The following is a 23119-nucleotide window of genomic DNA, read 5'->3' as shown; positions in this document are numbered from 1 at the left end:
CTTTGAGAGCTGCACATGCGGTACTACTGATTTTTCATCCTGCTTCACTTTAATATCGCGGGTATCATTTCTTTCAATATCTTGCATGAGTCAACATGCGTACGATTACGCCCTGCTAATCGTACCTACCAGGCCGCATGATTCGTACGCGACATTGCATGGCGGTTCGCGGCTGAAGCCGCTCCTACAGAGAATTTGTGCCTGCCCTGATCAAATCAGGCATGTCTGATACCCGTGTTTGCAGCTCAGGCTAACTGGCTCTTTCTGTCCGTCATGGCTGCCTGGCTGCGGGCGATTTCCAGTTCCATGGCTTTCATCTTTTCCTGGTGTTCCATCGTGCGCTGTTGCAGCTCGGTTTCGTGCTGGCTGGTCTTGATCCAGGCATTGCAGATAGCGTAGGCGATGGCAACAGCAAATGCGCCCAGGGGAACGATTTGAGAGTAAGAGAGTATGTCTAACATGACTGCCTTTCGTTTTTTGATTGAGGCTTCAGTGTAGGGGGAAAGGATCAGTTGCATAAGTAGCAGCTGTCAGCAAAGTAGTATGACAATTGTCATGCTGATTTTTGGCAGCATTATTTCGCAGAGGAAACAATTGCTACTCTTTCCTCCATACTTAAGTATGAACATACTATTTTCTCAAGCTTTTGACACTAAGGCTTCGTTATAATTTGTGCTCAATTTTTTAGCGCTGCTCCTGCCCCTGCCTTTATCCCAGTGATGGAGTTGATTGCGTGAGCAGCACTGTGAGTCTTTTGAAGCATGAAGAAATTGAGGTATGTGCAAAGCAGACAAACCTGGTCGCATTTATCTTGCCAGCTTAAGAAAACAGAAATAGCGCTCTCAAAGCGCACGCCCATTATTCAGGAAAACCATGTCTGCAGAACCAAGAATCAAAATTTATCAGGACGATATCACGCCGTTTTTGCAGCGCTTGCCGACTTTTCTTTTATTTCCTTTTCAGCCTGCTCCCTTCATCATGATTGCGGGCCTGTCGGCCTTGAGTATCGTGACGGTATTTGCTTTTGGCATGTTTCGTGGCTTGCTGACCTTGTTCTTTTTGCGCTATGCCTATGCAGTCATGGAAATGGGAGCCATGGGAAAACTGGAGCCGAAGTGGGATGACATCCATGTCTGGGGCAATAAGGATGCGCGCCCCTATAAACAAAATCTGGTGTTCTTGCTGTATTTTATCTTGATGGTAGTAGTTGCAGGCTATGCCATCAAAGCTGACACAGCTACGCCTGCAGCGGCATACAAGTCTGCTGCCACCAGCAAACAAGCGGCTGCAGCAACGACGCCATTACTCATAGCGCCAGACCATCATGCTGACCCCGCACACAAGTCGGGCTCGCCGGATGAGGATGACGACAGTGCAGAACAGGACGATCCCAAAACTTTCAGCGCACATGATGTGGGCAACTCCAGGGCCAGCGATGGCGCACAAAATAATGAGGCAGACAGCGATCAAAGCTACCACCCACGGAGCAGGATGGATAGATTCCTCTCCCCGGATGTGCACTTTGCCAAATGGTTTTATCTGGTCGCCATGCTGTTTGCCCTGCCCTTACCCGCGGCAGTGATGGTACTGGCGATAGAAGACAATGTCTGGCGCGCACTCAATCCTATGACCATGTTCTTTTTCATACGGGGCATGGGGGCGTCTTATTTCGTGGTGTGGTTTATCTTTGGCATGGCCTCGCTGGCGCTGGAGGGTTTGCGGCATTTGATACCGCCTGCCTGGTCGCCATTTGTCAGTGTGCCATTGCTAACGTTTTTAAATTTCTATCTGATCCTGGCATGTTATTCGATGATGGGATATGTACTGTATCAATACCACCAGCAACTAGGTTTGCCAGTCGCTGTCGATTTTGATACGCACAGAGTGAGGGATAGTGTAAAAGCAAACACCAGGACAACGCCAGTATCGTCTGACCCGTTTATACAGCGCATTGATGCACTCTTGTTGAACGGCGAACTGGATACAGCCATACGTCTGCTGGAAGATGAAATGCGCTACGAGCGCACCAGCCTGAGCCTGAATGAAAAACTGTATCAATTATTACAGCGCAAAGGCGATGAAAAGCGTATCAACGAGCAGCGGCGGCGCTATATGCTGGTATTAAGCAAAGCTGGCTGTCATGAAAAAGCCTTGCATATGCTCAGTGAGCAAAAGAAATTCGATACCACTTATGAGATACAGCCTGACGACATACTGCAAATGGCAAACAGTTTTTTTGTCACCGGCGATTTCAGGAGCGCCATGAAATTAATACAAGGCTTTGACAAGAACAATCCCAAGCACGCAGATATCCCGGCAGTGTATATGCTGGCAGCGCGCTTATCAGGCGAACATTTCCGTAAATATGCCCAGGCTATTTCCATCCTCAAGGTGATTTTGCAGCGCTATCCTGAGGCTGGTGTAGTGGCAGAAGCAAGCAATTACCTGGAGAAAATGCAGAATATATTGGCGGTTTCACAAAACGCTGCAGCCCACGCACAGGCAGCTTCATAAGTAGTCATTCGCAAATATAAGGAAATGACAATATGTCGAATACACAGTTTGCCTTCATCCATCAAGACAAAATACCGAATCGCGAATCCCTGCAAGCGGCAATCGATCAATTGGGCTTTAAACTGAAACTGGATCCGGCATTCACTCCGTTTGAGGATTCCGGTTTTTCACCCTGCACTTTACATGAGCTTGAAGGCTGCGGATTTGACATATTTTATGAAGCTGCGGCTGATCTGCTGGAAGAAGATGAAGAATTGGCCGCTGTAGTTGATGGCAGGGATTACTGCATAAGCTTGATGTGGAGCAGCAGCCTGAAGGATCTGGCATGCGTCATGATAGTAAGCACTGCTTTGGCTAAATACTTTGATGCAATCATCTCGTACGAAGGTGATGAGCCAGAAAGCCTGGAAGAATTATTGGCAAACACCAACGCAGCTCTGGAAGATGCAGACAATGAAAACCCTGATGAATATCCAGATTCAGAAAATGCCTCACCTCCTACTGGAAATGCCAACGACTATGACATCGATGCGCTGTTAGCCCATTCCAATTATCACTTCCTTCATCGGCAGCGAATGATGCTCATGGATTTATGGGCGAATGGGAAAATAACAAAAAAACAGCAATCTGATTTGAATAAAATAGAGCTGGCACTACATAATTTGAAAAAATCTTGATTTCCAGGCATGCCATCGAGAGAAGCGTAGATACAATGAGTAAAACCTGACAGTACCCAGGTAAAGCCTTGAAATTACACGGGCTTTGCAAATTAATCATGTCCAGTTTTTTTACCAAAATACCGATACACCGGCACCCACACCAGCGCCCCCAGGGTCGCTGCTAACATGTCTTTGTGGGCATCCCAGATATCGCCTTGCTGGCCATTGTAGGCTTCGGCATCTTCGGCGGACATGGTGATGGCGACCAGCCATTCAAACCATTCATACCAGAGGCTGGTGACCATGATGGCTGCCAGCGCCAGGGTCAGGCAATAACCGGTCTTGGGTGTGTATTTATGGCGGAAATGTTCTACCAGGCCAGGCACCAGACAAAAGCCATACATGAAATGCACCAGCCTGTCGAAATGGTTGCGGCTCCAGCCCATGCTGGCCTGTAAGGAAAAACCAAACAGGGATTTGACCCAGGCGTCATAAGGCACGTTTGAATACAGCCATCTGGCGGCCACACAATGAACGGCAATGAACAGGCAAATCAGCAAGAAACTGGTATCGCTGATGGGATTTTTTCTAGCGTAATACCAGAGCAGGATCAAACCCAGGACAGTGAGCGAACTATGCAATGCTTGCTCATAGGGCCAGATAGGCTTGATCCAGCTGATGGCAAATACCGTAAGGGCAAACAGGAAAGATGAGGTTTTACTGAGTTTCATTATTTGGATAAAAAAGATGCTAGCAGTAGAACAAAGGCCCGGTAGTAACTAGTGCGGTATTCAATAGCGTAGCTTTCTTATTCTGTGTTGTCGCTAAAGTCGCGGGTCCACATCATAACCGAAGAGGTACGCTACATCTGCTCAAATATCGGCATTTTTATGTTTGCGGGCGATTTCAGTCATCGTAGGTGCGATTAGTGAAACGTAATCGTACGTATGTAAAGTGTAAAGCAGCAAATGCATCTGCAGTGAAATCAACATTCGTACGATTACGCTTGCGCTAATCGCACCTACGCGGGCTGGTCTATCTATTCTCCAGCCAGGCCTTAGGTGTGATGCCCATGTAGAGTCGGAACATGGCGATAAAGGCGCTGGCCCATGTACAGTGCGACCGTGGAAGCGGCTGCACTCACAAAGAATGCTGCCTGCGCAAGATTTTTTGTTAAGCTATGCAGCTATATAAACGCCAGCGTATCAGATGAAAAACCTGCTCTCTCTCATTTTCTTGCTACCTGTTCTTGCCTTTGCCGAAGCCAAGAATAGTGCAGCCACCTGCACAGACAAGACATGGCTCAATGCCGACACGCTGAAAAAATCGAAGGTACTTTTGCCAGTATTCAAGCATTATTGCTATAGCGATCAAAGCGGCAGTTATGTCCTCTACCTGACTGAAAAACAGGATAGAACATACGGCGCTGAAAAACTCTCCAGCGCAGTAGAGGCACATCTCTTCAAAATCGCGAGCGATAAATCCCTCAGCAATGTGATCAGCATACGCGACAGGGCCGAGAGTGAAGAAGCAGGCATGGAATTCTGGAGCAAGCTGACAGAAATCGCTGACATAGACAGGGATGGCAATATAGATCCCATCCTGGTCTATCGCTTTTATAACCAGGATGGTGCTAACACAGACCGCGAGGCTTTTTCAGGCCGTCTCAAGATCATCATGTTCTACAAAGGCGAAAAAGTCGTCATACGCGCCATTACAGGCAATCTGGATGGTGAAAGGCAGACGACCGCGACCGAGAATTTTTTCTCACTACCTGCGTCAGTGCAAAAGCATTTGGTGAAGAAGATGGAAGGGATGTACAAGGATAATTTGTATGGGTTTGATAATAGCTATCAATTTGTGCCGAGAAAATCGAAAGGAAACTAATGACTGTTTTCCCTGAGCCTGCATGAAAAATCAGTCTGAAAGTCGCAGCCTGATAAGCTGCCTCATGTTAAGATGGAGATTAATTTTTGAGCAAAGAATCACATGGCTTTCCCTTATTTAACCGATGTCGTGTACAGCCTGTCCGGCATTTCTCTTCCTTTGCCTGTGCCCATGTTTGGCTTATTTGTCGCCATCGCCATGCTGGCAGCCTCATACGTACTCAAGCATGAATTGCAGCGCAAATACAATAATGGTCAAATTGGTGCTGCAAAGATAAGGCGCAAGGACAAAAATAAAGCCGACACTTTTGTTGAAGTGTCACCCCAGGAAATTGTGGCAGATCTCAGCATAATCGTCATGCTGATCGGTATCGCCGGTGCAAGACTATTTCATCTGCTTGAGCATACCGACGAATTTATGACTACTCCATGGGCGATGATATTCACGACTTCTGGCCTGAGTATTTTTGGAGGTTTGATCGCAGGCACGCTGGTGGGTCTGTACTATGTCAGGAGATGGCAATTAGCCCTACGCCCCGCCCTGGATGCGGCGGCACCGGTGATGATGCTAGGCTACGCCATAGGTCGCATAGGCTGTCAGGTATCGGGTGATGGAGACTGGGGCAGCGTGGCGAACCTGGCACTCAAACCAGACTGGCTGCCGCTGTGGGCCTGGGCACAAACCTATGACAACAATATCGTTGGCACAATCATTGCTGCTCCAGGCGTCTATCCCACCCCCATGTATGAAGTCGTGATGAGTATGGCTTGCTTTGCCGTGTTATGGGCTTTCAGGAAAAACACTTTCCAGGCTGGATGGCTGTTCTCCCTGTATATGCTGCTGGCTGGCGTAGAACGTTTGCTGATAGAAAAAATCCGCATCAATCCTGTATTTGATATTTTAGGTATCCATGCGACACAGGCAGAATTTATTTCTGGTGCACTGATCGTTGCAGGGCTCGCAGGTATGCTGATATTGCGCAAGCGTTTGCCAGCAATGCCCATGACAGACGCAATGGCGAAGTAGCCCGGCTTGCTACCAATACCATTCTTAACATCGACACCTGGCTAGCGTTTGTCTTAACAATATATTTTTATTCCTGATGTCTGACAACGTCCCAGATATGAAACTGACTTCAATCGTTTTCCTGATTTTTTCTATTGCCATCCCTCGCGTGGAGTCAAACCAAAATTGGTAATACTGGCTGTGCCAATAACGCTATGTTATTGAGTGTGGGTACTTTAGAAGTCATTTCATAAATGGGGTGAGATGCGTTTGCCTCATAACGCGGGCTGGCCAATCAAAACCCATACAGGAATATCTGGCAAGGAAAATGAAGAAAATGTCTGAGGACAAGCTTTTCGCCTTTGAGCACAAGCACAATTATATGCCGCTCAAAAAGCGCGAGCCTTACAAGGAATTTTGAGGATAGCTTCTGGCGAATTCGCTGCCCTCTTTTCCTTTAGCCTCAGGCAGGTTTGAATTCCATGCGCTTGATGTCACCGACAATAAACACATAGCAAAAAATAGCGATGGCGGCATTGGCTGCGACAAAAACCAGGGCACCGGCAAACGAACCAGTCGCTTGCAGGATATAACCGATGACGATGGGTGTAGTAATACCGGCGACGTTGCCAAAAGTATTGAACAGCGCACCACTGAGGCCACCCGCTTCTTTTGGTGCTGTGTCAGATACCACAGCCCAACCGAGGGCGCCTATGCCTTTGCCAAAGAATGCCAGTGACATGGTCGCAATGACGATCACATCTGTGCTGATGTAATTGCAGAAGATCATGCTCATCGCCATCAGCAGGCCGATGACGATAGGTGTTTTCCTGGCCCTGGACAAAGACACACCGGCCTTGATCATGCGGTCAGAAATGAGACCGCCGAGTACCCCGCCAATAAAGCCTGCGATAGCGGGTATGGCAGCGACGAAGCCCGCCTTGAGGATAGTCATGTGCCGCTCCGTCACCAGATAGACCGGGAACCATGTCAGGAAAAAATACGTCAGTGTATTGATGCAATACTGGCCGATATATACCCCCAGCAGCATGCGGTTGGACAGCAATTGCTTGATGATGGAAGCAGTATCAAGCTGCTCTGTTTTTTTGACCTGATGGGCAGTCTCAAGATCAATCAAGGCCCCACCATCTTTTAAGTACTGGAGTTCTGCGGCATTGATGCGCGGATGCGTTTGCGGGTCGTGCAGTTTGAACTTCCAGACCACAGACATCATGATACCCAGAGAACCCATGACATAGAAGACGCTGGGCCATCCCCATTGATGAACTATCCAGCCCATGAAAGGCGCAAAAATCACGGTCGCAAAATATTGCGCAGAATTAAATATCGCTGCTGCCAGCCCGCGTTCACTGACAGGGAACCAGGCAGACGCAATACGGCTGTTACCCGGAAACGATGGCGCCTCTGCCGCACCAACCAGCAGGCGCAGCGCAAACAATACGGCAATCGCCGCAGCACCCGACAAAAAGCCCACGAGGCCCATGAGCATCGTAAACAATGACCACAGAAAAATACTGAAGAAATAAGTCCCCTTGGAACCATATCTGTCCAACAGCCATCCACCAGGGATTTGTGCCAGCACATAAGACCAGGCAAACGCTGAAAAGATAAAGCCCATCTGCACAGATGACAGGCCCAGGCTCTTGCTTAACTCCGGCCCGGCAATAGAAATAGATGCACGATCAGCATAGTTGATGGTCGTTACGATAAATAAAATCAGCAAGATACCCCAGCGGGTCCCCGTGCGTGTCTGGCTGTTCTGCCTGCCTGCTACTAATGCTTGCGCGTCCATCCTGTCCCCATTTGTATAGTTTTTCGATATCGCTTGCTGCCATAGAAATGGAACAATGCCAATGCCGGATTAAATCTATCTAAAACTATACATTGTTATATGACGTCGTACAACAATGGATTGTAAGGAATATTATTTTCAGAAAAACTTGGTACTTGTAGCAGGCGCTATTTGCGTGGCTTATAGTAAATAATCGCCACCTTGGGGTATCAAGGGATAATTATTTGGCTTATTTACAAAAACCTATGTTGTACGATAACACACAATTAAAATAAGTTTATCATACAGTCAACATGCGATCTTCAGCTTGTATCAATCGCAGGTTTTGAAGATTTGCAGAAAAACTGCCCGGGTGAATTGGGGCCGGGATTGCATAGCCATGCCCATTGGTAAAGTTGACACCTGCCCCGCTCCTAAGTCCTGCTCCGTCGCTCACGCACCCTTTACAAACTCTATCGCCTCTGTATCAACAGCGATGGCATGCATCTCGGTCAATCCATCTGGCCTTCTCCATTCCATGCTCACCCAGACTTGGCCGTTTTCATAGATATCAAACACCTGGACGGTTTGTCCCAACATGGAAGACACATCGGCCAACTCAGAGCCAGCCAGCCTTTTGATGATGGAAGGACGAATGGCGAGTAAGCGGACATAGTCATCGTCTCTGACGATGTGGCCGTTACGGTCTTTACCTGTATGTGTACTTGTCATTTATAAATGAGATAAATGAGATAAATGAGATAAATGAGATAAATGAGATAAATGAGATAAATGAGATAAATTAGATAAATTAGATTAGTGATAAATTCATATTCATGCTACCAAAATGCTCCCAAAAAACCTCTTCATTTTCGGAGCGTTCAATTCAGCGTTTACTTACATTGAATACTAAACTGATTTTTCTTGTTGATTTGATAGTTGCATCTGCTGACTCTTTGTTTGAGATCAACCCGCTCAACATGTCCATCGGCGTATTTGCAGAGCACAGTAACAGAACGCTTTTGATCGTAAACAGACTCCAACAACCAATAGCCTGAACGTTTGCCGCTCTCTTCTGGTACCAGACTGGCAAGCTCTTCTGGAGTACCGTCAAAGACGGTAACCGATAGGGGGAAAGAAGCGTCCCGGCGTGGGCAAATCTCTGCAGAAAATGCTGGCTGTAGCATGCTGAGTGTCATGCATGCGCAAACCAAGCTTTTCAACTTGAATTTAATAAGCACAGTATCTCCTTCTTAAGTGACAAAAAAGTGGCGAAAAGTGACGACAAAAGCTGACGTCAAAAAACTTGTTCCAGATTATCACATTGATGCGACGTGCCACTTGCCAGAATTTTCACAAACCCTGACCCACAATACAAGAAAGGCCCAAAAAGCGCCTCCACTTTTTGGGCCTATAACTTCCATCCACTACGCGATCACGCTGTCTGTGGCCTGGTCTTGTGAAAGCTCACTGTGCTGTATTGCACCGATGATGGTGGCGGTGCCTGCAAGATGTGTTTTTTCATCGCGCCTATGATGTGCATTTCGCAGGGCTTGCAGTCAAACTTCAGCGTGTACTTTTCTTCGCCTGTGACCAGGGTCATGGGTTCGGCCTTGACCTGCCCCTGTACACCTTGCACGCCCTTGGCCTGTTTGGGGCAGAGGTTGAAGGAAAAGCGCAGGCAGTGTTTGGTGATCATCAGCGATACTTCACCCGGCTCTTCATGTGACTCGTAGGCGGCGGCGATCAGTTGTACTGCGTGTTTTTCATAGAAACTGCGGGCCTTGTGGTTGTACACATTGGCGAGGTAGCTCAATGTCGTCTCTGGATACGCCACTGGCGGTTCGACTGCCGGTGTGCGTAATGGACGCAGCCATGCTGAAAGGCGTGCGGCCTCGTGCGCAGTGACAGCATCGCGGCGCAAGGCATTAATCACGGAGGATGGCACAAACCATGGCTGCTGCAAATCCAGATTAACCTGGGCTGCCTCAAACATGGTGTTGCCGAGCTTGGCGAGGTTGTCGCGCAAGCCTGCCTCTGCCTTGTCGCGGTTTTGTGCGGGTTCCAGTGCCAGTTGCGTATTGACTTCAGAGCTTACGCCATCTTCATCGGTGATTTTCAGGCTCAGGCCATCTGCGTGTTCTGTCAAAGTCATATAGACAGGGATACGGCGCTCGGCGGATTTTTTGGTCAGTGCATGTTCCCAGCGGTGATCACGGTTGCGGTTGATCAGGGTGCCGACTTTGAGGCTGACCAGCTCGGCCATTTTTTCATTCGGGAATACGCGCCAGATTTCACCGTTTTCTGAGGCACCAACACGTTCTACCGTGTTGGCTTGTATGCCTGCGACTTCGCGTTTGACCATGTAGTTGAGGCCGTCGCCGTTGGACATGGGTTCATTGGCTTCTATCTCAAAGTAGTTGGCGGCCAGACGGGTGACATAACCGAGGTGCAGGCCTACATATTTGGGCGAATCAAATGCGCCTATGTCTTCAAGGCGGCCATTGGCAAAATAATCGGTGTGACCGCGATGGAAGTTCTTGTCGACATTGGGGCTGAATGACACCTGGCTATGGCCGCTGGAGGCGCGTGTGAATTCTGGCCTGCGCTCCAGGATTTCATCGAGCAGCAAGCGGTAATGGGCAGTGATATTCTTGACATAGCCCATGTCCTTGTAGCGGCCTTCTATCTTCAATGACTGTACGCCCGCATCGAGCAGTGCTTCAAGATTGCGGCTCTGGTCATTGTCTTTCATCGACAGCAAATGTTTTTCATAGGCGACTACCCTGCCCTCGCCATCGCTCAATGTATAAGGCAGGCGGCAGGCTTGTGAGCAATCGCCACGGTTGGCGCTGCGGCCATTGTCGGCATGCGAGATATAGCATTGGCCAGAGAAGGCTACGCACAATGCACCATGCACAAAATATTCAAGCGGCGTGGCAACCTGGGCCTTGATGGCCTGTATCTGCTTGATCGTCAGCTCACGCGCCAACACTAATTGCGAGAAACCGACATCACCCAGGAATTTGGCTTTTTCCACACCACGGATATCGCACTGGGTGCTGGCATGCAGCTGGATAGGCGGGATATCGAGTTCGAGTATGCCCATGTCTTGCACGATGAGGGCATCGACACCGGCATCGTAGAGCTGACGTATCTGCTTTCTGGCTGGTTCCAGTTCAGAATCATGCAAGATGGTATTCATGGTCACGAAGATGCGCGCATGATAGCGGTGGGCAAATTCCACCAGGCTGGCTATCTCGCTGATTTCATTACTGGCATTGTGACGCGCGCCAAAAGAAGGGCCACCGATGTAGACAGCATCAGCACCATGCAAGATCGCTTCGCGGCCTATCTCTACAGTTTTGGCGGGCGATAACAGTTCGGTCTGGTTGACTAGCAAGCTCATGGCGGTGGCAAATGACGGGGAAAGGGCGAAATTATAAAGGAAATCAAGGGCTTATGTCGTATTTGATGCTGTGGCCAAGCCTGAATTGAATATTAGTTATGCAATATTCAAGCTCACAAACCCAGTTTCTTGAGTATCAATCAACTTTAGCAGATTATTTTTGCCATCTGCAGTGTAGGACAAAACATGCAGATGAAAAGTAGATAAGCAAAATATATAGGCTGCAAACAAATTTTCATTGCGTAAAAAGTACGCTTTTCTGTTTCCTTGACTTGCCTGCTCTACAATACCGCCTGATGTCATTATTAGATTACTTATGCGCCTCATTCCTGCCAGCCTGTTTTTTGTCTTGCCCCTGCTCCCTGCCCTTGCCTTGGCCCAAGCCAGCCTGCCACCGGCAGTCGAGGCGGCGTTTAACAAGACCAATGTGCCCGTACAAGCCTTTAGCGCCATCGTCATGCCAGCCAATGGCGGTGCTGCAGTCCTGACGCAAGTCGCAGACCGGCCCATGAACCCGGCCTCTGCCATGAAGCTGGTGACTACCCTGGTAGGCCTGGAAGAACTGGGGCCCAACTTCCGCTGGAAGACGCAGATACTGGCAGACAAAGCAGCAAAGAAAAACAATGACAGCCTGACTGGCACCATGTACTTGCGCGGTGGTGGCGACCCCAATCTGACGATAGAAAAACTGAGCAGCATGCTGCGCAATCTGCGCAACCAGGGCTTGCGCAGATTGCGTGGCGATCTCATCCTGGACCGCAGTTATTTCCAGCCTGAGCGACCCGATATAGGCGCTCCGCAATTCGATGAATTCCCGGATGCTTATTACAATGTGATCCCGGACTCCTTACTGGTGAACAGCAATCTGAGCAGCATCTCGATAGAATCGGCAGGTGACAAAATCGAGGCGCGTCTGAACACGCCGCTGGATAAGGTCAAGATCACCAATCATCTGCACTTCAATGAGCTGCCCTGCTCAGCCTGGGAGACAGAATGGCTGCCGCCTGTCATAGAAACCACCAGCAATGTCATTGATGACCCAGAAGCAGAAAACCCAAATGCACCAGCCACAAAAAAACCGGTGCGCCAGACTACCCGTGGCGGGCTGGAAATCACTTTGAATGGCGGTTTCCCCAAACGCTGCAAGATCACTAATAACATCAATATCCTGGACCGTAACCAGTACATCGCGCATCTGATACGCGCCCTATGGCAAGAAATGGGCGGCACCTGGCAGGGTGAAGTGCGCGACGGCAAAACGCCCGCCTCTGCCACCGTCTTGACGGAGCGAGTGTCCGAGCCACTGGCGGATATACTGCGCATCATCAACAAGCAATCCGACAATGTCATGGCACGCACGCTCTACCTGACTTTGGGTGCGGAATCAGGCAGTACAGGCAGCAAACAGGGCATGAGTCATTTGCAGGCGGCCGATGCACGTATCAGGCAATGGCTGTTCAAGCAAGGTATCAACGATGCCGGGCTGGTGCTGGAAAACGGCGCTGGCCTGTCACGCACAGAACGCATCAGCCCGCAACAAATGGCTGGTTTATTACAAGCTGGTGCGCGCAGTAACTGGTATGCAGAATTCGCCAGCAGCCTGCCGGTAGCCTCGCTGGATGGCACCATGCGCCGCCGCTTGAAAGGTGGCCCGGCAGAATTGCGGGCACGCATCAAGACCGGCACACTGAAAGATGTGGTCGCCGTCGCCGGTTATGTCAGGGATATCAATGACCAGCAATGGGTAGTCGTGGCGATGATCAATCATGATGAGGCCGCCAGGGCCAAAGCGGCACTGGATGAGTTAATCAACTGGGTCGCGGCCGGGCGGCCTTGACGACTACTCGCCTATTTGGCTTTATGCTGCTTATCATTCTGGAGCACATACTGCTGCGTGGCAGGATCAAACACCAGCTTGATCTTGCCCAGTAGTGGCGTGATGAGCAAGTCATAGCCTGTCAGGCGCTCACCCGTGCTATCTGTGCCATGGCTGACTTCACGATAGCTAATGATCTTGCCTGAAAATTCCAGCAATAGCGGACCTGGCATGGTGGTGCCGGGGCTAAGCTGCCATCTGGCGAGATAGTCATGGCAATGGGGCGGTGCCGGATCGCTGTCGCGCAAGTGCAGGCGCAGGTGCTTGCCTTTACCTGCGCGCATCAGACCTTCACATTCGGGGCCGCTTTCAAAATGCCGGACCAGATCCGGGTCCTTGCTTTTATCGAATAGGGGGCTGATTTTGTCAGCCTCGATGCGCAACAAGCGCAACCAGATATTCACTTCATTTTTTTCTACATGGCTATGCTCTATCGCCAGGGCAAATTCGCCAGGAAATAATTCCACCAGGCTGGTCTTGCTGATACGGCCATCGGGTGCCAGCCATTCCACCACGTCCTGGCGATTGGTCAATGACCAGGCTTCGCCACGACGCTGGAACCAGTAGGCAGCAATCAGATTGGGTAAGCCAGACTCCAGTGGCTCGCCCTTGACTAGCAAGACTGCGGTATCTTCTGCCAGCTTTTGCACATGCAGGGCATGCATGCGCAAGGCCAGTTCTGCTACCGGTTTGGCAGAGGCTGGCAATTCTGCCTTTAACTGCGGGGCCTTGACGATGGCCTTGTCATCTGCCACATCCCAGCCCTTGAAGACCAGGCGCATGAGGTCGCGCTGCTCCAGGGTTTGCACAGATTCTGTGCGTGTGCAAGCGGCCAGCAGACATAACGCAAGCAAGGAAAAAAAATGGAGGAGCGGGCGACGCAGGCTTGGTTGAACGGTTAATTGCACAATTGATTACGCAAAAGAAATTCTTCTATGAAGCAACATAGATTTTAACTGAAGCCTGATGAAGATCCGATATCAGAAGCACAATCTCTCTATTCACCATCCCTGAAGCGCCGGACAGCCTCATCCCTCTTGGCGATGAGCTTGTCACCCTTGACTTGCATGCCTAGCGCAAAATAAGACTGAGCCAGGGCCTCGAGGGTATAGAGATCCCATTCATTGCCATTCGCCATACTCTTTTCCAGCAGGGCTATGGCCTGTTGGTGGCTGTTCTTTTTGGCATATAGCAGGGCCAGTTCGTTGATCAGCAATTGATAGGGCTGGCTATTCAAGCCTTTTTCAAGCCAGATGCGTGCGCCTTCAGTATCTTCTCGATAAATGGCCATGCCACGCTCGTAGCACAGTCGTGACTTCAATTGCTCCACCAGTATCTCATCGTCGGTATTTTGCTTGATGTAATTGATGAAGGCTTCCATCTCGTTAAATGAACCACCCCATTGCGGCAGTAGTTTATTCAGATAGGCATAGGCAGGTGAATACAGGCCATGGTCTTGTTGCAGAGCGGTTTTGAGCAAAGCCAGATCATCTTCTTGCTTGCTGAGCGCCTTGTTATTGCGTATCAATTCACCGGCACAGATAGCGCATGCCGTGATTTTTTCATTGGCCTTATTAAAATCCTGTCTGGCCAGAGCAGCCAGGCGGTGAAATGCGGCAAACTGTGACTTGCTGGTCTCGGCAGCAAATTTAGCACCGCGCGCTTCCCAGGCCTGCTCTTGCAAGAACATCCCACGCGCCAGATAGGCATATCCATGCCGACTGGTTTTTACCCAGCGATCAAATTGTTTTTTGTACTCTTTATCCAAACGTGACAGGGTGCCAAAACGCGTATACAGGGTATTGGAGTTTAATTGTCCAGCCTGTTTTTTCGCAAAGCCACCGTCCAGAGTTTGGTCCAGTTTATTAAATTCGCCGCGCCATAACATTGAGGCCAGGATGTTTTGCTCATGCTCTTCATCAGCATAGCCGCTACCCACTTTGGGAACCTCTGGACTTCCCGTAAGTTTTTTTTGCCACACCGCCTGATGTAATTCGGTATTGGCCGCATCGCTAAAAGACTGGTGCCAGGTTTCCTGATAACCTTCTTCTGCCATATTGTTTTTGTAAGTGGCATACCATTCCGGCGTCATGGCCCAATAGTAATAAAATCTTTCTATATCACGTGGCAAGGGCTGGAAATATGCTTTGTAAGTCAGCATGCTCTTGCCATCTTTTTGCCCCACCAACTTGTAGGGCATGTAGCGACTTTCCACCATTTTTTTCGCAAAATTGCTCAGCGCAGAGCTAGTCAGCCAGGCACTTTCCTTGCCTTTTTCCTTGGCAGCTTGCTGTGCTGCGGGTTTGTCCTGAGCCTGGACCTGGAGTGGGATAGAACTCAATGCCAGCCCACAACTGAGGCTGAGTTTGACTAGCAGGGACAAGGGGCGTGATCGCGAAACCCGGGGAAATTGCAGAGACATGGATAAAAAAATAGGCTGGATAGTAGCCATATGATAGCTGGGCCAAGGGACAAACACCAAGCATACCAAAGCATGTAAGAGCTTATTGACGATCTTGGGCTGGCATTCATTTTTTTCAAAGCTACGGCCGCAATGCATTGCGCGGAAAATAAATGCTTTGACATCAAAAAATAATTTGTAAATGATTAAGACGTGCACTATGCTCATTTCTACGACCCACACAAGGGGTTGAGCACAAAGGCGCAAGCCAGGTGATATCGGGAGAGACTGTCTACGCATAAAAAAGGGCAGCGCCGAAGGAGCAACCACCCCGGAAACTCTCAGGCAACAAGGACCGTTATCATTTTTAAACTCTGAAGAGCTGCCGGACTACGTCGCCCGGCACACCGAAGGAGCAAGCATTGCACTGCCACCAGCAGTTGCAGGCGAAATCTCTCAGGTCCAGGACAGAGGGGGTATCCGCAGCGTATTTTGCGCGCAGATATCTCTTTGACGCCCGGAGTTTCTACATCATGAAAATCATGAAATTACACGGTGACACTGTCACCGCGATGGCTGCTGCCTGCGCGCTCGCCAAGTCTGGACCTGGTAAAAAAACCAGGTCTGAAGAAGCCAAACACGACAGCCATGGCGACAAAGACCATCTCAGCACAGACCATTTACTTAAGCATGATCACCACACGCACCTCTGGTGCAGTCACCTGCATTGTTGATGCCACGACATAGCTCAGCGAGATAGTTCAGATCTAGCTCGTTGCGCTAATCCCTATTCCCGCACCAGCGGGTAATTTTGTCCGGCATGTGAACCATGCCATGTTTCAAGCCGCCCAGCCCGCTTGGACAGGCGGGCTATTGTCTACCACTCTAGAAGGAGCAAGCTATCATGCATTTGAACTCCGTTTCAAGATACAAAAAATCCACGCTCGCCGCTTTGATACTCAGCCTTGGTTGTGCCGTGACGAGCGCACCACTACTGGCACAAAACATCAGTAGCGACATCGCTGGCACGACAGAGCAGGCCCGCCTGGTCAACGCCGCGGCACAACGTGATTTCGCCGCCTTTGTGCAATTCAATGTACAGCGGCGCGGTGGTACTCTGCCTGCCGAATTCCCGCTGGAAGTCAATGATGTGCAAGACCTCAAGGATGCCAAAATCAGTTATGGCTTCCCTGTGTATAGCATTCCACCGCAAGATGTCCTGGCCGGTCGCAGTGATTTGCGCAGCCTGGCCAAGGCCACGGGCGAATGGCGCTTTGTCATCAGCCTGCATGACACCCCGATAGGCCTGGCAACCCTCAGGCAAGACAATGGCCGCTGGGGCATCACCTCCTATGGTGGCGCAGTGCTGGCCAAGGATGTGGATGCAGCGATCGCCGTGCATGGCAATAGCACACGCTCTAACTTGCGCTTCATCCGCATCTACCAGGCCATGTCGGATTTCCTGGAAGTCGTCTCCCCGACTGATGCCCGTGCCCGCTTCGCACCCTTGCAGGCAGCGCGGCAAACCCTGCTGCTGCAACAGCGCAGCGAAAAAACCGGAACAGCCTCTGCCAATAATGGTTTGCTGGAACAAAGCGACATCCTTGATCCGCTGCGCGCCAGTATCAAAACCAATCTGGATAACTTCCGCTAGACAAAAAAACTACCGCTCACACTGACAATAAATATGGAGATATCATGCAAAAAAATCTGTTAAGACTGATCCTTGCACTGGGCATCATGCTGGGTATGTCATCCGCCTTTTCGCAGTCACGCGCGCTGAACATACCGCTGGTGACCCAGGAGCATAGCCAGTGGTGCTGGGCAGGCAGCAGCAAGGCATTACTGAGTTTCTACAATCAAAATCCCAGCCAGTGCCAGATCGTCAACTGGGCTTTTGGCTTGAATTATGCCTGCGGCAATAGCAATTTTAACTGGAATAGCAACGCCAATCAGCCCAACTCCATGTATGGCAGCGGTGGCAGCGTGCAAAACATCCTGAGCCATTGGGGCGTATCCAACAACGCTTATAGCTATGCATCTTCATGGAATACCGTGGTCAATGACATCAATGCCAACCGCCCCTTCATCATCCGCTATGGCTGGACCAATGGCGGCGGCCATATCATGGTCGGTTCTGGCTATGAAGTCTACAATGGTACCAATTACATCTACATCATGAACCCATGGCCGGGTGAAGGTAAAACCTACAGGACTTATGGTTCTGCGGTATCTGACTATGATCATCAGTGGACACATACCCAGCGTATGAATGTCAGTGGCTGATCACCCTGGCATTGCTGTGACATATACGTCATGAAATAAGCAGGTGGGAGCTTGTGCATTTAACACCTCCTACCTGCCGTGCATCATACAAAGCACCTCTTTCTGCTGGCGTGCCATGAGACGCATACTTTACAATGCGCGCATGAGTACTTCTTTTTCCTGCCGCCCCCACTGCGCCGCCTGCTGTATAGCACCGTCCATCACTAGCCCCATACCCGGCATGCCGAATGGCAAACCCGCCGGTGTGCCCTGTATACAACTGGATGCAGATTTGGGTTGCAAGATTTTTGGCGATGCCAGCCGCCCGGCTGTTTGCGCGGGCTTAAAGGCTTCGTTTGACATGTGCGGGGAAAATAAGGAGCAGGCGATGTTTTATTTGACACAGCTTGAAGCCGCGACCGCGCCACATTGAATACCCTACGTCGGCCATGACTGATCTCTACGCCCTACTCATTGCCAGTCTTGCCTGGCTCATCTGGATACCAACGGCCGTCTTAGAGAAAAGCGCAAAAGGGGACATGGGAAGTGTATCCATATTTCCCATCATCCCCTTATTCCCGCTGCTGGCATGGGGCCTGGCCTATATGCTGGACCAGCTTCATGCACAGTTGGGGACCATGCTTGTAGTGAGCATGCACTTGTTTCTCCTACTGACCATGCTGGTGAGTGCAGCTAAATCACTCAAAGTACTAAACAAGAAATGAAGGCTATGCCAGGTCATGCAACTGGCATTTACAGCAAATATTGCTGCTTAAACATGTCAACACGCCTTGGCATGTAAAAGAACCTGACATAACAAATCATGAATAAATTTCATACAAACTTCATACATCTAGCTAATTACTTCAAAGTATAATTACCACCAGGAAATTTAATTTCCCTTCTTTCCTATGCAGACCACCAGGTATTTACGGGTCTGCATTTTCAATTTGTCTTACGACAACAAATAGAAAATCTATGTTCTCTCTACTTAAACACCTTTCGGTGGGTAAACGCTTAGGCTTGGGCTTTGCACTCATTCTGGCACTATTCTTCATTACCACCATAGTCGCCATCCTTAAACTCAATGCAGTTGCTGCAGCGGCAGATGACTTATTAAAAGATCCGCTGGCGACAGAACGCATGGTCAGTGACTGGTATCGTAATATCCATACTGGCGTGCGCCGCACCACGGCGATTGCCAAAAGCAGCGACCCTTCGCTTGCCAGTTTTTTTGCAGCAGACCAGGAAGAATCTACCAGGACATCTGCCCTCCTGCAAAAAGAAATCGGCGAGCATATGAAGAGTTCCGATGAAATCGCTCTCTTCAAGGAAATTGGCGAACAGCGGCAGCAATATATCAATGCCCGCAACAAGCTGGTTGATTTGAAAAAAGAAGGCAAGCTTGATGAAGCCAGTGCAATCCTGGACAAGGAATTCATCCCGGCATCGGCTATCTATGTCAAAAAGATAGAAGAAATGCTGGCCATGCAGCGCAAGCAAATTGATGATACTTCGGGCGAAATCCAGCACACTTATCAATCGAGCCGCATGTTGTTGATCGCCCTTTCAATGATTGCCGCCATACTGGCAGTAGCCTGTGCCTGGTTGATGACAATCTCCATCACCAGGCCACTGGCCAGGGCGACGGCAGTGGCCGAGAAGATGGCACAAGGTGATTTGAGTGACACCATAGAAATCAAACTGCATGATGAAATCGGCAAGATGATGCATGCCATCAATGGCATCAACACTGGCCTCAGCAGCGTTATCGGCAATGTTCGTCATGGCACTGAAACCATCAATGTGGCAGCGGCTGAAATTGCCTCTGGCAATGCTGACCTGTCTTCACGTACAGAATCACAAGCCAGCTCCTTGCAGGAAACTGCATCGTCGATGGAAGAACTGACATCCACAGTCAAGCAAAACGCCGACAATGCACGGCAGGCGAATCAACTGGTGATCTCGGCATCCGGTGTTGCTGTCAAGGGTGGCGAAGTGGTAGGCCAGGTGGTGACCACCATGGGCTCGATCAAGGAAAGCTCGCGCAAGATTGTGGATATTATCTCGGTCATTGATGGCATCGCCTTCCAGACCAATATCCTGGCCCTGAATGCCGCGGTGGAAGCGGCCCGTGCCGGTGAACAAGGCCGTGGCTTTGCCGTGGTGGCAACCGAAGTGCGTAACCTGGCACAGCGTAGTGCCTCTGCCGCCAAGGAAATCAAGCACCTCATCGATGACTCGGTAGGCAAGGTCGAACATGGCAGCAGGCTGGTGGATACGGCTGGCCAAACCATGACGGACATCGTCGCCAGCGTCAAGCATGTGGCGGACATCATGAGTGAAATCACCGCCGCCAGCCAGGAACAAAGCGCCGGTATCGAGCAAGTCAATCTGGCTGTCACGCAAATGGATGAGATGACGCAGCAAAATGCCGCCCTGGTGGAACAAGCTGCGGCTGCGGCAGAAAGCATGCGCGAGCAATCAGCTCAATTGTCTGAACTGGTCACGCAATTCCAGATCATGGAACAAATAGAAAAACCGCTGGAGAAAACCAGTCGCACTACCAATACAAGACGCTCGCCAGCATTGGCCAGAGCGGCCAGTAAGTTGACCAATAAGCCGGCCAGAGCATTACCTCGTCAGATTCCTCAGCGACGAACGGCACAGGCAGAACAGGATTGGGAAGAGTTTTAAGCCAGTGTTTTAAGCTGGGGTTCATTGCGAGCCGGGAGTCTTTGATGAAAGATTCCCGGCTTTTTTTCTTTTGCAGCTTTTATGTTCCTGATAATTTTCAGCTCAGCCTCACTTTCAGCCATGCGTTTTGAATTGCCACAACTATCTATAAAATACTGGCCGGGGAAATCAAGCCTGTATCTTGTCAGGAAAAGCAAATAGCTTTCTCCTGCATCCATAGGAAATCTTGATGAAGTATTTTCATCGCGTATTAGCAGTTTTCTTTTTTTACTCGCGCCCTTGTACCAGACATCGACCTGAATAGTGTATTCAGTTGCAGTGACACCCTCAGGATCTTCAGCATCTTCCTGCAACACCTTCTGATTGATTACACGTGCCTGCACTACTTTCGGGGCAATTAAGAACTCGGCTTTTACTGTTGGTGCACGGCCATCTGTACACATGGCACTTGCCAGAACAGGCATCCCCATAAAACTGGCAACTAGCCACCACCAAGCACTGAAATGCAGACAGGGGCTTATTTGTTGTTTCATTCATCATCCTTGTGTCATTCGGCAATTACCTTCGCCGCTTTCTTATACACCAGGCGAAAGCCGAAATAATAGACCAACACCAGCATTGCTGTCATCGCCAACATGACACCGGCAGGATGAGGGAACAGTAGTCGCCATAATCAATGCACTTCGACGCTCTTTATAAAGATGAGGGGCGGCAAGCCATGCCAGGCTCCATTTGGCTACCAGGCTGCCCGTCAGGCAGGAAATCAGCAATATTTATTATGTCAGAACAGGCCGATACAGCTTGCTGCTGGTGCAGTAACGCGGTCAAAATATTCGTAACCGCGGCTGCATCGAGCTGGATGAAAAATAACAAGAGTGGAATAACTTGCATGGTGTGTCGGCCACCCCATTTCATTAACACCCGCCAGCATAAACTTTATTCAAAGAAAAACCACCCCATACCAAAGCATGTCGCAAGTACAGATTTCATCCTCCAGAGGGAAGTTCGTACCTGGTCCATTTTGTTTTTTTACAAATATTACTGCGGCTTTACCGTCCTTACCATGAGCGACAAGCTTTAAATCTTGATGCGCATGGAATCACCACTCAAAAAGAATAGCGAAATACCATCCTCATTTTGATTGACGCGCACCACAGACTGCTCCAGGCTGGCAGCATACAGTTTGCTGCCGTCATGACGGAAAATGCCAAACCACATGCGTTGAGTGCTGGTGCGGGAATTGGCGGCCAGCAAGAGATAGTCGCGGCCGCCTATTTGCACTTCACTGGCTTGCAACTCCCCCATGTAGAAAGTCGAAGGTATGCGTTCCAGCATGATGCGCAGGCCATCGTGATAGACCTGGATCAGCACACCATTATCCGTGCCCGAGCGGACAAAATTGAATTCAAATGAGCCCATCCTGGTGGGCATATTGCGACGCACGTGAACATGCTCGGCAAAGCCGGCAAAATAATTATTACGGTCAGCGCGCGTCTTGCTTGTTACTTGTTGGGTGATTTCAGTTTGCACATGTTTCTCCTTAAATTCAGGGTAATTGCTAGCTACTTCTCTGGCTGCATCGCTCCCGCCCTGTGCCGGCATGACCGCCGCCAGCAGTGGGCAATGGCAGTGGCACGAAGCAGCCACTCAAATTCATACATAGTCAGGCATGCAAGGCATCACGCCGCAGCCTGGTCTTTATTCGTGTTCGGGTCTGATCAACACACGCCGGCCGGAACCCGAGGTATCCACCATGGAGATACCATCGGCATGTTCAGTAAATTGCCAATGTCCATGTGGCAGACCTATGCGATACACCGTACGACCATCTGCGGCATAAATTGCCAGCCACAGGGGACGGTGCAAAAAACCATTTGCCACGGTTAATACATAGCTTTCATCACCGACCTTGAGCCTGGCCGCCTCCAGGCGACGGTAACTTTGTTCACCCGTAAACTCCGGAGCGATGACTTCCGTCACGAGGAACTGCTCATTTCTACTGATCTGCACTTCGTCACCGGCCTTACTCAGCATTGAGCCGGCATCTGTTGCCGGGCGATGAGCAAAGCGCAGGGGCTTGCGGTAAGTAATCACAAAATCCTGTAACCGCACTGGCACCGTGCCATCCAGCTGTATATGGCGAGAAAACTGCGCCAAATGCTGGTTGGCATCAGGAAAACGCCAGATATATTGCTGCCTGATCATGCTGACTTCTACCTGCTGGCTACGGTACTCACTTAATACCCGCCCGCCTTGACTCGACTCCTGAAAGGCCATGGATGGCTGGACAGGCATGGTGCTACTGCAACCGAACAAGCCCAGTAGCAGGCTGGCAGTGATGCCATGCTTGCAATAAAAGCTATATCGTTCTGGCTGCGTAGGCATGAGTCTGGGATGTGCTTGTTATGCAGTTTTATTAACAGCCTGAAGTATCGCCATTGAGAAGTTGTGCGACAATGAATTTCAAGAAAGTATTAAAATACGGTACTTGAGGTGCAGGCTACTGCAATATGGCAAGCTGTAAGTCATGCTCAAGCGAAGCATTTTTACGCTTGCATGCGAGCGGCAGGCCGCAAATTTCTGCGCAGGGCCAGCATGCGCCATGCTAAGCTTC

The 23119-nt window shown here is 49.9% G+C and carries 23 protein-coding genes and 1 riboswitch; of the genes, 11 read left to right on the top strand and 12 right to left on the bottom strand.

The annotated features are described in order from the left end of the window. Positions 1-245 precede the first annotated feature (245 nt). Positions 246-461, bottom strand: coding sequence for a hypothetical protein (locus ACO0LF_RS27505; RefSeq protein ID WP_423019929.1), 216 nt, complete (start codon positions 459-461; stop codon positions 246-248). 412 nt (positions 462-873) lie between these two features. On the opposite strand from ACO0LF_RS27505, the gene ACO0LF_RS27500 reads away from it, so the two are divergent. Together ACO0LF_RS27500 and ACO0LF_RS27495 are read left to right on the top strand one after the other, a co-directional pair. Further along, complete coding sequence (locus tag ACO0LF_RS27500; protein WP_423019927.1) at positions 874-2514, top strand: tetratricopeptide repeat protein; 1641 nt, start codon at positions 874-876, stop codon at positions 2512-2514. A 110-nt stretch (positions 2515-2624) separates the two neighbouring features. After that, on the top strand, positions 2625-3191 hold the full coding sequence (locus ACO0LF_RS27495) for a hypothetical protein (RefSeq protein WP_423019925.1): 567 nt from the start codon (positions 2625-2627) through the stop codon (positions 3189-3191). Between the two features lie 92 nt (positions 3192-3283). Here ACO0LF_RS27495 and ACO0LF_RS27490 read toward each other — a convergent pair whose 3' ends face one another. Then, on the bottom strand, positions 3284-3904 hold the full coding sequence (locus ACO0LF_RS27490) for a DUF2238 domain-containing protein (RefSeq protein ID WP_423019924.1): 621 nt from the start codon (positions 3902-3904) through the stop codon (positions 3284-3286). A 478-nt stretch (positions 3905-4382) separates the two neighbouring features. Between ACO0LF_RS27490 and ACO0LF_RS27485 the strand changes: the two genes are divergently transcribed. Then, positions 4383-5060 (top strand): M949_RS01915 family surface polysaccharide biosynthesis protein, encoded by a 678-nt coding sequence (locus ACO0LF_RS27485; protein WP_423019922.1) that lies wholly within the window; start codon positions 4383-4385, stop codon positions 5058-5060. Positions 5061-5162: 102 nt separating this feature from the next. Further along, entirely contained in the window at positions 5163-6086 is a 924-nt protein-coding gene (locus tag ACO0LF_RS27480; protein ID WP_423019920.1) for a prolipoprotein diacylglyceryl transferase, read from the top strand. Positions 6087-6528: 442 nt separating this feature from the next. Here ACO0LF_RS27480 and ACO0LF_RS27475 read toward each other — a convergent pair whose 3' ends face one another. From ACO0LF_RS27475 to ACO0LF_RS27460, 4 genes are all read right to left on the bottom strand, one after another. Beyond that, positions 6529-7878, bottom strand: coding sequence for an MFS transporter (locus ACO0LF_RS27475; protein WP_423019918.1), 1350 nt, complete (start codon positions 7876-7878; stop codon positions 6529-6531). Between the two features lie 432 nt (positions 7879-8310). After that, a complete protein-coding gene (locus tag ACO0LF_RS27470; protein WP_423019916.1) occupies positions 8311-8589 on the bottom strand; it encodes a hypothetical protein in 279 nt (92 codons plus the stop codon). A 161-nt stretch (positions 8590-8750) separates the two neighbouring features. Then, positions 8751-9098, bottom strand: a complete 348-nt coding sequence (locus ACO0LF_RS27465) for an STY0301 family protein (protein WP_423019914.1) — start codon at positions 9096-9098, stop codon at positions 8751-8753. A gap of 194 nt (positions 9099-9292) precedes the next feature. After that, on the bottom strand, positions 9293-11266 hold the full coding sequence (locus tag ACO0LF_RS27460) for a peptidase U32 family protein (RefSeq protein ID WP_423019912.1): 1974 nt from the start codon (positions 11264-11266) through the stop codon (positions 9293-9295). Between the two features lie 316 nt (positions 11267-11582). On the opposite strand from ACO0LF_RS27460, the gene dacB reads away from it, so the two are divergent. After that, positions 11583-13103: a D-alanyl-D-alanine carboxypeptidase/D-alanyl-D-alanine endopeptidase gene (gene dacB, locus ACO0LF_RS27455; protein ID WP_423019910.1), complete on the top strand. Its 1521-nt coding sequence runs from the start codon at positions 11583-11585 to the stop codon at positions 13101-13103. An 11-nt stretch (positions 13104-13114) separates the two neighbouring features. On the opposite strand, the gene ACO0LF_RS27450 is transcribed toward dacB, so the two are convergent. Next, positions 13115-13951, bottom strand: coding sequence for a hypothetical protein (locus ACO0LF_RS27450; RefSeq protein ID WP_423019908.1), 837 nt, complete (start codon positions 13949-13951; stop codon positions 13115-13117). Between the two features lie 188 nt (positions 13952-14139). Further along, positions 14140-15525 carry a hypothetical protein gene (locus tag ACO0LF_RS27445; protein WP_423019906.1) on the bottom strand — a complete coding sequence of 462 codons (1386 nt, stop codon included), beginning with the start codon at positions 15523-15525 and terminating at the stop codon, positions 14140-14142. A gap of 287 nt (positions 15526-15812) precedes the next feature. Next, positions 15813-15911, top strand: a riboswitch (glycine riboswitch). A 165-nt stretch (positions 15912-16076) separates the two neighbouring features. Between ACO0LF_RS27445 and ACO0LF_RS27440 the strand changes: the two genes are divergently transcribed. From ACO0LF_RS27440 to ACO0LF_RS27415, 6 genes are all read left to right on the top strand, one after another. After that, the gene (locus ACO0LF_RS27440) at positions 16077-16277 is read left to right on the top strand and encodes a hypothetical protein (protein ID WP_423019904.1); all 201 of its coding nucleotides are present in this window, start codon (positions 16077-16079) and stop codon (positions 16275-16277) included. A gap of 170 nt (positions 16278-16447) precedes the next feature. Further along, a complete protein-coding gene (locus ACO0LF_RS27435; protein ID WP_423019902.1) occupies positions 16448-17197 on the top strand; it encodes a hypothetical protein in 750 nt (249 codons plus the stop codon). 44 nt (positions 17198-17241) lie between these two features. Next, complete coding sequence (locus ACO0LF_RS27430) at positions 17242-17829, top strand: C39 family peptidase (RefSeq protein ID WP_423019900.1); 588 nt, start codon at positions 17242-17244, stop codon at positions 17827-17829. Positions 17830-17944: 115 nt separating this feature from the next. Continuing rightward, on the top strand, positions 17945-18241 hold the full coding sequence (locus tag ACO0LF_RS27425) for a YkgJ family cysteine cluster protein (protein ID WP_423019898.1): 297 nt from the start codon (positions 17945-17947) through the stop codon (positions 18239-18241). Positions 18242-18257: 16 nt separating this feature from the next. Next, positions 18258-18533, top strand: a complete 276-nt coding sequence (locus ACO0LF_RS27420; RefSeq protein WP_423019896.1) for a hypothetical protein — start codon at positions 18258-18260, stop codon at positions 18531-18533. A 253-nt stretch (positions 18534-18786) separates the two neighbouring features. Next, a complete protein-coding gene (locus ACO0LF_RS27415; protein WP_423019894.1) occupies positions 18787-20505 on the top strand; it encodes a methyl-accepting chemotaxis protein in 1719 nt (572 codons plus the stop codon). On the opposite strand, the gene ACO0LF_RS27410 is transcribed toward ACO0LF_RS27415, so the two are convergent. The 4 genes from ACO0LF_RS27410 to ACO0LF_RS27395 form a co-directional block, all read right to left on the bottom strand. Then, positions 20502-21038 carry a hypothetical protein gene (locus tag ACO0LF_RS27410; RefSeq protein WP_423019892.1) on the bottom strand — a complete coding sequence of 179 codons (537 nt, stop codon included), beginning with the start codon at positions 21036-21038 and terminating at the stop codon, positions 20502-20504. The genes ACO0LF_RS27415 and ACO0LF_RS27410 overlap by 4 nt on opposite strands. Before the next feature lie 160 nt (positions 21039-21198). After that, entirely contained in the window at positions 21199-21396 is a 198-nt protein-coding gene (locus tag ACO0LF_RS27405; protein ID WP_423019890.1) for a hypothetical protein, read from the bottom strand. Positions 21397-21582: 186 nt separating this feature from the next. Continuing rightward, on the bottom strand, positions 21583-22035 hold the full coding sequence (locus ACO0LF_RS27400) for a hypothetical protein (protein ID WP_423019888.1): 453 nt from the start codon (positions 22033-22035) through the stop codon (positions 21583-21585). A 168-nt stretch (positions 22036-22203) separates the two neighbouring features. Further along, on the bottom strand, positions 22204-22890 hold the full coding sequence (locus ACO0LF_RS27395; RefSeq protein ID WP_423019886.1) for a hypothetical protein: 687 nt from the start codon (positions 22888-22890) through the stop codon (positions 22204-22206). Between the last annotated feature and the right edge of the window lie 229 nt (positions 22891-23119).

It is taken from the genome of Undibacterium sp. Di27W (assembly GCF_049340345.1).
Classification (GTDB): domain Bacteria; phylum Pseudomonadota; class Gammaproteobacteria; order Burkholderiales; family Burkholderiaceae_D; genus Undibacterium.
Note: the sequence above shows the minus strand (reverse complement) of the source record. Positions and strands in the feature narration are given on the sequence as shown.

What these genes read in the sequence shown, in the direction of transcription:
- ACO0LF_RS27505 (WP_423019929.1), bottom strand. Translation starts at nt 461, where the DNA reads ATGTTAGACATACTCTCTTACTCTCAAATCGTTCCCCTGGGCGCATTT.
- ACO0LF_RS27500 (WP_423019927.1), top strand. Translation starts at nt 874, where the DNA reads ATGTCTGCAGAACCAAGAATCAAAATTTATCAGGACGATATCACGCCG.
- ACO0LF_RS27490 (WP_423019924.1), bottom strand. Translation starts at nt 3,904, where the DNA reads ATGAAACTCAGTAAAACCTCATCTTTCCTGTTTGCCCTTACGGTATTT.
- ACO0LF_RS27485 (WP_423019922.1), top strand. Translation starts at nt 4,383, where the DNA reads ATGAAAAACCTGCTCTCTCTCATTTTCTTGCTACCTGTTCTTGCCTTT.
- ACO0LF_RS27480 (WP_423019920.1), top strand. Translation starts at nt 5,163, where the DNA reads ATGGCTTTCCCTTATTTAACCGATGTCGTGTACAGCCTGTCCGGCATT.
- ACO0LF_RS27475 (WP_423019918.1), bottom strand. Translation starts at nt 7,878, where the DNA reads ATGGACGCGCAAGCATTAGTAGCAGGCAGGCAGAACAGCCAGACACGC.
- ACO0LF_RS27470 (WP_423019916.1), bottom strand. Translation starts at nt 8,589, where the DNA reads ATGACAAGTACACATACAGGTAAAGACCGTAACGGCCACATCGTCAGA.
- ACO0LF_RS27460 (WP_423019912.1), bottom strand. Translation starts at nt 11,266, where the DNA reads ATGAGCTTGCTAGTCAACCAGACCGAACTGTTATCGCCCGCCAAAACT.
- dacB (WP_423019910.1), top strand. Translation starts at nt 11,583, where the DNA reads ATGCGCCTCATTCCTGCCAGCCTGTTTTTTGTCTTGCCCCTGCTCCCT.
- ACO0LF_RS27440 (WP_423019904.1), top strand. Translation starts at nt 16,077, where the DNA reads ATGAAAATCATGAAATTACACGGTGACACTGTCACCGCGATGGCTGCT.
- ACO0LF_RS27435 (WP_423019902.1), top strand. Translation starts at nt 16,448, where the DNA reads ATGCATTTGAACTCCGTTTCAAGATACAAAAAATCCACGCTCGCCGCT.
- ACO0LF_RS27430 (WP_423019900.1), top strand. Translation starts at nt 17,242, where the DNA reads ATGCAAAAAAATCTGTTAAGACTGATCCTTGCACTGGGCATCATGCTG.
- ACO0LF_RS27425 (WP_423019898.1), top strand. Translation starts at nt 17,945, where the DNA reads ATGAGACGCATACTTTACAATGCGCGCATGAGTACTTCTTTTTCCTGC.
- ACO0LF_RS27420 (WP_423019896.1), top strand. Translation starts at nt 18,258, where the DNA reads ATGACTGATCTCTACGCCCTACTCATTGCCAGTCTTGCCTGGCTCATC.
- ACO0LF_RS27415 (WP_423019894.1), top strand. Translation starts at nt 18,787, where the DNA reads ATGTTCTCTCTACTTAAACACCTTTCGGTGGGTAAACGCTTAGGCTTG.
- ACO0LF_RS27410 (WP_423019892.1), bottom strand. Translation starts at nt 21,038, where the DNA reads ATGAAACAACAAATAAGCCCCTGTCTGCATTTCAGTGCTTGGTGGTGG.
- ACO0LF_RS27405 (WP_423019890.1), bottom strand. Translation starts at nt 21,396, where the DNA reads ATGCAAGTTATTCCACTCTTGTTATTTTTCATCCAGCTCGATGCAGCC.
- ACO0LF_RS27395 (WP_423019886.1), bottom strand. Translation starts at nt 22,890, where the DNA reads ATGCCTACGCAGCCAGAACGATATAGCTTTTATTGCAAGCATGGCATC.